Below are 11,295 nucleotides of genomic sequence, written 5' to 3' on the forward strand. Positions count from 1 at the left end.
ATGCCTTGTATCCAAAACCCAATACCAGTAAGCCTAATCTTGCACACCGTATTTTCCCATATCTGTTGAAAAACATGGTCATCGATCACTCTAATAACAGAAAACTAAAAAAAAGTGGAAGAATATTTGAAATTTAGATCAACTTTAATAAGAAAAACCTATGTATTTGTTGATAATTGTAATTTTAAGAAGATTTGATTGATTAATTAAATGAATTTTCATATACAAAGATATGCTCATTTTTTATATCGATAAAAATGTTAAAATTTGACTATTTAGTAAAAAATATAGAGATTTTTATGGGGCAATTTATATTGCCCTTTTGCTTTGGTCGAAAAAATGTTCAACTTGAGATAGTAAAAATCAACTCAGAATTACTGAAAATCAGAAAGATTAAACAGAGTCAGAAAGCCGTAGTACAAGCAAAGTTCAAAGCAATCTACGTCAAAATTTGGCAAAAAATCTTGCTATTGATGCAAACGGAGCCTGGCTTACGTGTGCATTCTAATTATGTTGCAATCTTACAGTTGATACATAATCTTGATGATTTTATCGAAAAATCACAGCAACACTTGTGCTTTGAAAGGAAAACTCAGAAAGAGCTGGATGCTAAATTTTTTGCTCGATTTTTTAAGCTAACAAAGAATTCAATAAAAGATCAACTTTTACAAAATTGTTCAGATCGTAATGAATTTAGACAATGCAATGTGATAAAAAATTAAGCGAAAATGAATATGCCGAAGATTGACGCAGAAGAGCACTTTTTAGATTTAGCAGAAAAATTCCAAAAAGATTATTGTCTGTTACGTGATCTTGTTGTGAATACACAATTTATTGATCTATCAGATGATTTGTATAAAGAAGTCTACGCGCTATACAAATTAGCACAACAAATTTATAGCTATATATCAGGCTCCAGACAGATCGGTAAGTATTCTTTTTTGGCTGCTTTGAGTTATTTTTCATGTCCGAATATTAGTAATACTCAAGAGTTGTCGTCTGTACGTTATTTGATTCTACAAGCGAGTTTTTTAACATATCGGCAGTATCAAGAATTTGCAAAAATTGATAAAGCTGAGAATAAGCAAAAACATGTTTGTGACCTATTACGCTATGTCTCACGATATGTGCTGGATTCTAATCATGCTGAATTATTTCATGAGTGTAGTAAGCTGCTAAATTGTTATGTCACGTACGAACGTAATTTGAAAAAAGAGGATCGTAATCAACTTTTTAATATTAAAGATTTCAAACAAGTACAAGTCATAGAGTATTTATCGGCTCTATTAATAATTTTTAAAAGACTAGATGATCGTCGTGTTGTTCATCGTCAGCGTAAGTCAAAAAAAAGCAAAGTTTTGAAATGGCCCACTAAAAATGAACTCAAAAAATTTCGTGAAATAAAATCAGGTAAGCATGAAGATATCGGACATAACGCAAAGATCAGTTTTTATGATGCCTCTCTTCACAAAGATGAAGATCGTGAAATTGAGTTATTGGACACTGAAGTAGAATTATACTCTGAAGATGAAAAAACTAAAAATTTTAATCATTTAATTAGTGATTATGCTGCGTATTACACGCGGCATCGCCAACGCCGTCATGCGCCATTTATTACAAATCCACATTATTTGGCGCCAGATATACTGAAGCAAATTGTTTATGTGTTGAGAACTGAGTTAAATAGGGACTGGAATGATGCTGCAATCGCTGCAGCATGTTTATTGTCACTTTTGACGGGATTATCACCCGTCGCACTGATGGATTTTAACGAGCTTATTCAAGATGGAATTTTGATCCAAAATGGTTCAAGTAGACGTCGCGAATATTTACTCAAATTAAATCTTAAAATTACAGAGCAGAAGATTAAGAGCTTAAATGATGAGCGATGGAATGAAGTGATGACACATCAACTACATTTACCTTCTGCTTGGTTTGACTATATAGAACAAGCATCGAATCCAATAATTTCTTCAACAGACATTAATACAAAACTTAAGAATTGGCTTGATAATCGGTTTGTAGGTTCGATCACTGTTGAAAAACTGCAGGCTCAATTATATTTTCATATATATTATGAAACATATAATGAATATCTAGCTCATGTAATTGCTGGGCGGGATAGTCAGCATCACATGCCTGGTATCTATTATGGAGGGCTACCGAAAGCTCAACTCAGTAGCACATATCTAGCCTTTGTAGAAACAGCACTTACACCACATTCCTCGGAATTTACTGAAGAACTCAAAATATTGCGACAACAATTCAAAGTGCAATCTGCCTTAGCTCTAGGAAGGATAGGGAGCCAACTGGCACTTGAACCCAGTTTTGTGAAAGAGCAATTTGCTTTTTTACATAAACATTGCCAAGAAAATATTCAAAAAGATCAACATATCATTAATCAACTGAATGCATACGCGTGTTGGATGTGGCATATCAGCTTGTTGAGTTTGGCAAGTCGGCCTAAAGAAAACCTGTTGGGGAATTTGGATGATTATTGTGTTGAGCTCAAGCTTTTATATGTGAATGATAAAAAAAATAGTAAAGCAAGAAAAGATGGTCGTTTTATCCCATTATCTGATTTTTTCATAAAAACACTGCAAAATTACACAGTCTTTTTAGAACAAATTATTGAAGCGTACGGTTCGTTTTTTAGACAAGTCTTTGCAAAGAAAATTACTGTAAATGATCTTTTTGGCAAGGTCATTGATAGTAAAGATATCTTGCCGATAACTGTCAAAGAGTGGCAGAGCAGAAAAATTAAGTTAATCCCTTTATCGAGAAACTGGGTAAATTTATATATGGAAGGAATCTTTCCAAAGAATATGTATTCGAATTGGTTACGTCATTTTGATATGAATTTTTTGATGTATGCAGAAGAAAAAGAAGAAAAAAAAGAAGAAAAAACTGCTTTAGCATTCCATTTAATACAGGCTCTTTATGGTCATGACCAACGTGACCGAGAGGCTTTTCATCCGCATTCTTCACTTATTCCGAATGTCTATGTACAGCAAGCCCGCCAGCAATTCCAAGATAATGTCAAATTTTTATCGATTAAACACTTAGAGCGAAAATAGTTGTATGCAAAAAATCAAAGAACTAATAAAACCGCAACTAGATGATCTATTTGTTGATATTCATAAATTGGTGAAAAAGTCGCTAGATAGACAGCCTTCTTCACCTGAAGTATTGACGAAAGACATGCAGCAAAAACTTGATCAGCAGATCGCTGAAAAATGGCATGACATTAAAGATAGTGTTGATTATTTGAGTCAAAAGTTGAGCCGAGACGAACAATCAAAACTGATGCAATTTACTGAAGATGAATTTAATAAAAGAAGGAGGCAATTCAACCAGAATGTAGATAAAAAATCATACAGAATTAAGCTAAATCCACATACGAAACGGATAGTACTGCCTAGAAAAATTGAGAGTACAGAGTCACGATTAAAACACGGGCATCTACATATTCTGGTAGTCAAGGAATTAAGGCAGTATTGGCAAGATTCATTTGAATATTGGGATGAACCGAAGTACTTATGGGGAAATTTATGCTTAAGTTTTATATATATTTCAGGCTGTGCAGATGAACAGCATTTGATTACTATTCAGAAACAATTGCAGGATGCCATTGAGCTTGGTACAGATCTGAATTGTTTTCGGTTATACCATTCTGATTATCAAAAGATCACTAATCCATTGTTACTACATTATCGTGTTGAAAACTCTCAATATGGCAACGATGTAGAACAGGGAAAGTTGTACAAATGGAAACATGTTTTTTTTAACCCATATGCGCAGTTCATTTTACAATATTTAAAAAAGTTGAAAGCCACTCAGAAAGAATTTCGTCTGCAACATTCAGTTGAAGATTGTATTTTAGAAAGCTTGAGTAAGATAGGCAGGAAAAAAAGTCTTGGGGATCTGCAATATCAAATTAAACGCCGTGGATTTCGTGCATTTAATGATGTGCAAATGGTACTCGAATTTAATCCAAACCTTAGCCTTGATATATTTTTGAGTAATGTGCTTCAGCAAGAGATTAATACTGTCGCTTTAAGGCCATCCGAATTTAGATTGCTGTGGAATAATGATTACAATCAAGTCACAGAACAAGAGAGTCGCCCTATTCATTTTGAACAAGAGCAGTTACATCCGGAAGTTCCGACTGCTCAAAGCAAATTACAAACGATTCCGTATGAGTTGATGTTGTTTGATCAAAAGAAACGTAAAGGTCAAAAAGTTGAGCGTTTAGATAAAAAGAGGAATAAAGAAGAACGCACGCTACGTTTTTGGCAAGAAACCAGAAGGGTGTTAGAGGAGAAGATAGTTGATGCTAATACGGAGGAAAAGTCTTTAATTGATGCTCAACTACGCTTAATTGAATGGTTAATGCATTTAAAAAAACGAGGGCTTCAATTATCAACTATTGAAAGCTACTTAGGATCGTTTGGCAAAGAATTTATATTTGAGATTTGGCTCAATAAATTAGATTTAAAGCAACAATCCATAGATGACTATGAGGATTTATATCGGCAGCTATTGAAATACAGCAGTGAACGTGATGAAAAAGCAGTTCAACGAGATTCGGTGAAAGGAAAAACCTCTCGTAAGATGCACCAAAGCGCAGAATACCGTTTTGGTCGCCTAAAAGATTTTCATCAATTCTGTATAGAGAATTATGATGCTCCAGGGGTATTGGTGTTACAGAATTCAAGTTTTAAGCATTTACAAATTTGCAATGCACGGCTAGTGAGTCCTTTGCTATTTGGCAAATTATTGGAAAAACTAGAAAATTTAAGTCAAGAGCCAACGGCATCAGAGTGGGTCGATCATCTGAGTTGTTTAAAGCTGATGTATTTACTAAGTTATAGAACTGGACTTCGATTAAATGAAGTTCGTTGTCTTAAAATACAAGATATTATTTGCCCAGAGCTACTTTATAAAGAAAAAGAAAATACAGTTTTTAATAATATCACGCTTCATATCCAAGACAATTCATATCGCCGTCTGAAAACGCGAAGTGCGAATCGTCAAATACCATTGAAAATTGCATTGTCAGAACATGAGTTTTTAGTAGTACAACGTTACATACAACATCGTTATGAGCAATATTTGGTTAATCAGCAGGATGATCTACTTTTTAGTGTGAATCATCGTGTATTAACTGATCAATGTATCAGCAAAATTACAGTAGATTTGTTTAGTCAAATATTAGGTATGCATCATGGCTTTAGTTTTCATACATTACGCCACAGTGCTGCTAACTATCTAGCAATAACTTTGCTCGGTTCAAAAGAAATGATCAAGACCTACACAGATTGTCCTTGGGTAAAAGCAAAAAAGATGAGGGATTTATTGTTTGGTATGAAAGCACGTGCTCAAGAAGAGATTATTCAACATAAATGGCAGGTGCTCGCCTCTTGGATGGGGCATAGCAGTATTGAGCAAACGGCTTCAAATTACCTTCATGTTTTGGATTTATTAGCAGTCGATCGAATTTATAATTCGCCGTGTATCATTTCAAAAAAAGTATTAGAACAGTGTTTTAGTCCAGTGAAGTCAAGTACAGACTACATAAACCTAAATCGTTATACTCAGCAGCAGAAATGGTTTAATTCTTATCAGCAAACACAGCCAGTTACGATGGCTGGCCGACAAGAAAAGAAGTTTAGTATAGAGAAGAGTACTCTGACACCTTTTCAACGTTTGATAAGTTTTAGAGAAGGTCGTTTAAGCGAAGATACCCAAGCTCAAGAATGGATGCAACGATGTCAATGGATGAGCACTAAATGGATGGATCGCCAAAAATTTAATTTAAAAACGAATTATGTTTATAGTAAGAATTTAGAAGAGAGTTGGTTTGATGAACTTTACGAAAAGGCTAAAAAACTGACTCGTCCAGATGAAATAATTCCTCTCCTTGATTTTCATTATAAAGATGATAGGCAGCAAGATGCACTGAAAGAAAAGAACATGGTTAAGGCGCTTAAAATATTATTATTATTTGGAAAACTGCGTAAGAATTTTCTACATTTTCAATGCCGAATGAAAGGTGATGAGCAACAAATTGTTAATTTTATTACTGGTATAGAGCCAATGTTAGGAGATCATCTGTATTTAGAAAAACAAAACTACCCAGTTAATTTGGATGCTCCTGAGCGAACCGTTAAATTTAGTTTTCAAAGAGTTGTCGGCTCTAACAAAAAAAATGTTACTCCGCTGGTTATATTTAATTTAATGTTAAAAATGATGCAAAAAGATGAACTCTGGTTGAAATAGCCTAAGCAAACTAAAAGGGGAATTGTTTAAAAATCTCTCTGGTTATAAGTAAACTGTCTTTATGAAAAGCATCATACTAACTTTGATTCATAATAAAGGGAATTTAAAAGCTTTAGCATCACAATTTGGTCACTGGATTTTAGACAATAGTGTAAAGATTAGCACTTTGGTAAATCGATGAGCTAAAGTGTTGTAGTCCAAACTCGATCTGACAATTACCCATTTTTTAGTGTGCCCGTCAGGTTAAATTTGAACTGAATTTTTCTCAGCCCAAATTCATTTCCAATCAAGTTATGTTTCAAGTGGCGTGCGAACACTGCACAATTTAATTCACGGTGCCTAAGACAGGTATCAACTTCGGACCAGCCATTCTAGCTTTGCTAATGATTTCCACCAGCTCATCATAAGTCAGTTCAAACTTATCCTCACTATCAAATACATAGACCATATTCTTGCCTTCATGTTCAGGTGGAGTAGGTGGTACAAATCGTTTCGGGATAAGAATTTGTGCGAGTTGTTCGTCAGTTAATTTAAATAAGTGCATGTTTTTATCCTACTCTTGGTAAGTCAGACCATTTGGTTAAATACGAAGGTGATCTAAGGTTTTGATTCATGTGCCATGTGGCTTCTTTATTGTTGGCAATGCCTAGCGTGACGAGATTCTTCCCAAACCGTTCACTGATGGCTTCGATGGCATCTGAAAGCCTTTCTCGCTCTTGCTTATGTGAATAGTCCGTGAATAGATCGGGCACAAACTTGGATTGATCTGTAATTTCGAGCAGCACGATTCCCGCCTTTTTATACTTAAAGCCTTTCTTAAATATCTGATCGATGCCTTTCATCGCGGCCTTGGTGATGAGCAGTAGATCATCCGTATGCTCATGCATTTGAACGACGATGTAAGGCGAGTAGCGCTCTGTCTTATCAAAGCGACTGGTTTGGATATACACGCCGATCATCTTGCAGATTGAGCCATCTTCCCGCATTCGTTTCACGGCTCTGGCCACATAAAGCCGAACCGAAGCTTTAATGTCATCCATTTCATACACTGGGTTGCCATATGAACGGCTGCTGATGATTTGCTTCTTCGCTACAGTATCATCACTAAGGTCAATACAAGAAAGGCCCTGTAGCTCAAGCACCGTCTTTTCCATCACGATACTAAACTGCTTTTTGATTTCTTTAGGATTGGCATTGATCAGATCCAGCACAGATTGAACACCCATAGTATTGAGCTTCTTACAGTTCTGTCTGCCTACGCCCCAAACCTCAGACACATCAACCTGCGCGAGTAGCGTTTCTGTAGAGCATGGGTCCATATGGGCCAGATTACAGACCCCATTGAAGAACTTGTTTTTCTTGGCGAGATGATTGGCAATCTTGGCTTCGGTTTTAGAGCGACCAATTCCAATACAGCAGGGTAGGCCTAACCAACGCCAAGCCTTAGCCCTCATGTCTTGAGCATATACAGTCAGGTCAAATAGATGCTCGTAAGCTGTGAGCTTCAGAAAGCATTCATCAATGGAATAGACCTCTTGATCTCCTGGTGCAACATAGTCCCCAAGCAGCTCCATAAAGCGCTTGGACATTTCGCCATATAAGGAGAAATTACTGGATAGCACCTGAATGTTATGTTGTTTGATCAGCTCTTTAATTTGGAATACAGGAACACCCATCTTGATGCCTAAGTCTTTCGCTTCCTGGCTTCTGGCCACGGCACAGCCGTCATTGTTGCTGAGCACAATGGTTGGGCGATCATTCAAGGCAGGATTAAACACACGCTCACACGAGACGTAGCAATTATTCACGTCGACTAACGCGAATATTTCATTTTTACTTTGCATGGTTATTCTTCTTTTTATGAGCGGTGATAAATACGCTTTAAATTAAAAGTCACCACACCCCAGATTGATATGGTCTGACTATCATCAGGAATGATGTGATTGTAATTCGAATTTTCAGCCTTCAACCAAAGTTCTGGAAGCGGATAATCTTCATCTCCAAATATTTCTTTGATTTCAGACTTGGACATCTTATTGGTGATCATCAGCCGCTTAATGGTTGAGGCATTGTCATCAATCAGGGCAACCACGATATCGTAATGCTTGGCTTCAATACTGCGATCAATAATGATTGGATCATTAATCTCTAGGCCAGCATCGAGCATGGATTCACTGTCTACATAGGCAATAAAAGTAGAAATAGGGTTGTGAATCAGGAACTCATTCAGATCGAGTGCTTTGTCTTGCTCATCCTTGGTGCTGAAGGCCGGACCTGCAGGAATACGCTCTAAAGAGACGGGAATAGATACTTTGGATTTGGGTAGGACAGCAGTAAGCCCTAATTTTTCAACAAGCTCATTTTGAACAGCGATTTGTTCAAGCACGGTGTTGATGGTAGGACTTGGTTTACCCTCTGGACCCATGAGCTCTTGTAAAGATGACCATGCGTCGTCAGAGAAGTAAATAGGCAACTTCTTAGACATGAGATACTCCTACGCTACGAGGCGTGTTTGGAAGTAGAATTTGTTTAAATAGGATATTACTAACAGCGTTTAAAATTCAAATTTAAAAAGTTGTGGATAAACAAGGATGCGTCAGAATAAGACGTTTTGTTTCTGCTCATCGCGTGGAAATGTGACGAATTCATCGGGCATTTGAAAGAAATATTCATGCGCATGTTCATGATCGGCTGTTAGCCAGTCTTTTCTGTACTGTTCTGGAATAACGATGATGGATCGCTTCTCATCCTTCGGTGCATGGAATTGTTTCATAAAAGGGTGATGGTCCGAATTGATGGTCAACATTGAAAAGGAACGTACCTTATTGCCATTAATCACTGCATCATCATAGATCCCTGCAACAGTAAAAGGCTGATCATCTTTACGCTTGATGGTGTACCAGTGTGGCTTGCCATTGATGTATTTCGGCTCATAAAATTCTTGTACTGGGACTAGGCAGAACTTGCTGTACTTCCAAGCATGTCGAAAGCTAGGCTTATCTGCTACAGACTCAGTTCTGGCGTTATAAGTATGACTGCTGAACTTCAATTCTTTCGCCCAGCTCGGTAGTAATCCAAACTTTGCAATATCAAGCTCTAAGTGATCTGAGCCGTTCAGAATGATTGGAGCATGATAGGAAGGGAATACATGATCCTTAAGCTCAAGATCAAACTGGCTTGTATCGACACCTAAGAGTGTCAAATTTCTTTTATTTGGAAATAGGTAATTTGAGCACATAGCCTGATCACATAACTAAAGAATTTATCTGAAATTGTATACGATGCTTTATGGAACACATGGGATTTATGGTGTCAGTTCAAGTAGGCTATATGAAAAAAGTCATGATGGGGCAAGTTACATTTTCAGTTAAAGTATGACTTATGGGATGCAAAACTACGTTGGGCGTGAAGTCATAAAAAAATTAATCAGGATTTTGCATAAATAGTGCGCCGTAAGGCGCATTATTTTTAAGGAAGGTTTGTATTACTCGACAATATATAACTTATGTTTTTTCTTCGGGGGCTCAACTTTAGCTAAAGCATCAAATGTTAATTGATTAAAATCTTCTTCAGAGATTCCAATTTCATCAAGCATTTTATTTTTATCAAAAGATGGTTGTGAGGCTAAAACAGAGATAATTTTGGGCAACATCAAACTCTCATCTCGATGAGTTTCTTCAGGTTCATTAATGTTGTAGCCCAACGAATTGATCTTTATAGAGTTACTACGATTAACCCAATCACTAACTAATCCCAGCTTGTGAGCTTTATAGTTAATAGCCTTCAGGGATGTTCGCCAAATCTTTTTATACTCAATCATATTTTCTAGTGAAAAATAGCGTGGAGCAGTAGAAAGAAATGCATCTGTTGGCATTAAAAATTCAGATGAAAATTGATCCGCTTCAGTTTCGAGAACACGATTATCTTTCTCGACACGAATTTTTTTGTTATGCGTATGCATAACGATATGACCAAGTTCGTGTGCACAATCGAAGCGGGCTCTTTCGGCAGACTTAAATGTATTTAGAAATATGAAAGGGCTACCACTTTCATCATCAAAAAAAGATAGTGCATCAATTTCTCGAATTTCAGTCGGTAATCTAAAGACACGGATTCCCTTTAGCTCACACAACGAAACAATGTTATTAATCGGTTGATTACCTAAAGCCCATAAACCTCTCAACTCTGACGCTAGGTGATCGGCATACTTAGATTCACCCAAAAACTCAGTAATATCTAAATCAGGACGGTGAAAAGTAGGTAACTTTACTTTCTGATTTAAGTACTTGTTAATATTTATTGCTAAAAGAGTATATGCCTCATTAGCTTTTCTATGCTGTGCTTTAATACGAGCAACCGATCTATAGAAGATTTGGTCTGTTTCATGTGGTTGTGTGTCATTACCTGCAAAGAATGACTTGGGTAAATTTAATACACGGCATATATCATCTTGATCATTTTCATTGATTTCTTTATCCACGTCTAAAAGTTGCTTTACCTTAGAGATAGAGCAACTCAATTTTTCTGCGAAATCGGTATTGCTAAGTCCTCGTAATTCTTTAGCAATACGTAAACGATCTTTATTAAACACATTAACCTCAGATTAAACTACAAGCTGAATATCAAAATCATCTGGTTTAATTTCATTAGATGGTTCCAATACTGGCTTAGGATCAGTTTTTACAGGAACTGTATTATCTATTTCAAATGCAATTCTGCAAGTATGGTCACTTGGTAAAATTGAAATTTTTTTCGCTTTTAAGTCCTGTACGAAGCTAGTTGGGTATGCAAATTCAAAAGGAATATTTGGGATATCAATGTCTTTATAGGCTGGATGTGATGCTGAAGGAAAGTATAAAATCCATGTTCTCAATTTTGTCTCATCATCATAAGCAGACTGATTCTCCTTAATATTATTGGGGCTTAGGAAGTTAAGCATATTAAAAAGTATGGTAACTTCCTTATATGAAAGCAAAAAATAGATACTATTCCCGTTCAAGAATCACAGAAGCA

8 protein-coding genes and 1 pseudogene are annotated in these 11,295 nt (G+C 36.3%); 3 read left to right on the forward strand and 6 right to left on the reverse strand.

Annotated elements, in window-relative coordinates:
• Positions 1-257 precede the first annotated feature (257 nt).
• The 3 genes from F902_RS00340 to F902_RS00350 are packed head-to-tail and all read left to right on the forward strand — an operon-like array spanning position 258 to position 6,282.
• Positions 258-722 carry a hypothetical protein gene (locus tag F902_RS00340; protein ID WP_000911010.1) on the forward strand — a complete coding sequence of 155 codons (465 nt, stop codon included), beginning with the start codon at positions 258-260 and terminating at the stop codon, positions 720-722.
• Between the two features lie 12 nt (positions 723-734).
• A complete protein-coding gene (locus F902_RS00345; RefSeq protein WP_005199914.1) occupies positions 735-3,077 on the forward strand; it encodes a hypothetical protein in 2,343 nt (780 codons plus the stop codon).
• Between the two features lie 4 nt (positions 3,078-3,081).
• Entirely contained in the window at positions 3,082-6,282 is a 3,201-nt protein-coding gene (locus F902_RS00350) for a site-specific integrase (RefSeq protein WP_005199915.1), read from the forward strand.
• 325 nt (positions 6,283-6,607) lie between these two features.
• On the opposite strand, the gene F902_RS00355 is transcribed toward F902_RS00350, so the two are convergent.
• From F902_RS00355 to F902_RS00380, 6 genes and pseudogenes are all read right to left on the reverse strand, one after another.
• Positions 6,608-6,826 carry a hypothetical protein gene (locus tag F902_RS00355; protein WP_000550047.1) on the reverse strand — a complete coding sequence of 73 codons (219 nt, stop codon included), beginning with the start codon at positions 6,824-6,826 and terminating at the stop codon, positions 6,608-6,610.
• Between the two features lie 4 nt (positions 6,827-6,830).
• Positions 6,831-8,126, reverse strand: coding sequence for a Y-family DNA polymerase (locus tag F902_RS00360; RefSeq protein WP_005199916.1), 1,296 nt, complete (start codon positions 8,124-8,126; stop codon positions 6,831-6,833).
• Positions 8,127-8,140: 14 nt separating this feature from the next.
• Positions 8,141-8,767 carry a LexA family protein gene (locus F902_RS00365; protein WP_000038641.1) on the reverse strand — a complete coding sequence of 209 codons (627 nt, stop codon included), beginning with the start codon at positions 8,765-8,767 and terminating at the stop codon, positions 8,141-8,143.
• Positions 8,768-8,878: 111 nt separating this feature from the next.
• On the reverse strand, positions 8,879-9,520 hold the full coding sequence (locus F902_RS00370; protein ID WP_002046584.1) for an SOS response-associated peptidase: 642 nt from the start codon (positions 9,518-9,520) through the stop codon (positions 8,879-8,881).
• A 246-nt stretch (positions 9,521-9,766) separates the two neighbouring features.
• A complete protein-coding gene (locus tag F902_RS00375) occupies positions 9,767-10,873 on the reverse strand; it encodes an ImmA/IrrE family metallo-endopeptidase (RefSeq protein ID WP_000482094.1) in 1,107 nt (368 codons plus the stop codon).
• Between the two features lie 12 nt (positions 10,874-10,885).
• Positions 10,886-11,200: pseudogene (locus F902_RS00380) on the reverse strand (hypothetical protein); the annotation flags it as partial.
• Between the last annotated feature and the right edge of the window lie 95 nt (positions 11,201-11,295).

This window comes from Acinetobacter higginsii (assembly GCF_000369525.1).
GTDB lineage: Bacteria > Pseudomonadota > Gammaproteobacteria > Pseudomonadales > Moraxellaceae > Acinetobacter > Acinetobacter higginsii.

Bases quoted from the DNA above. Each gene is read 5' to 3' on its own strand.
- F902_RS00355 (WP_000550047.1), bottom strand. From the start codon at position 6,826: ATGCACTTATTTAAATTAACTGACGAACAACTCGCACAAATTCTTATC.
- F902_RS00340 (WP_000911010.1), top strand. From the start codon at position 258: ATGTTAAAATTTGACTATTTAGTAAAAAATATAGAGATTTTTATGGGG.
- F902_RS00370 (WP_002046584.1), bottom strand. From the start codon at position 9,520: ATGTGCTCAAATTACCTATTTCCAAATAAAAGAAATTTGACACTCTTA.
- F902_RS00350 (WP_005199915.1), top strand. From the start codon at position 3,082: ATGCAAAAAATCAAAGAACTAATAAAACCGCAACTAGATGATCTATTT.
- F902_RS00365 (WP_000038641.1), bottom strand. From the start codon at position 8,767: ATGTCTAAGAAGTTGCCTATTTACTTCTCTGACGACGCATGGTCATCT.
- F902_RS00345 (WP_005199914.1), top strand. From the start codon at position 735: ATGCCGAAGATTGACGCAGAAGAGCACTTTTTAGATTTAGCAGAAAAA.
- F902_RS00360 (WP_005199916.1), bottom strand. From the start codon at position 8,126: ATGCAAAGTAAAAATGAAATATTCGCGTTAGTCGACGTGAATAATTGC.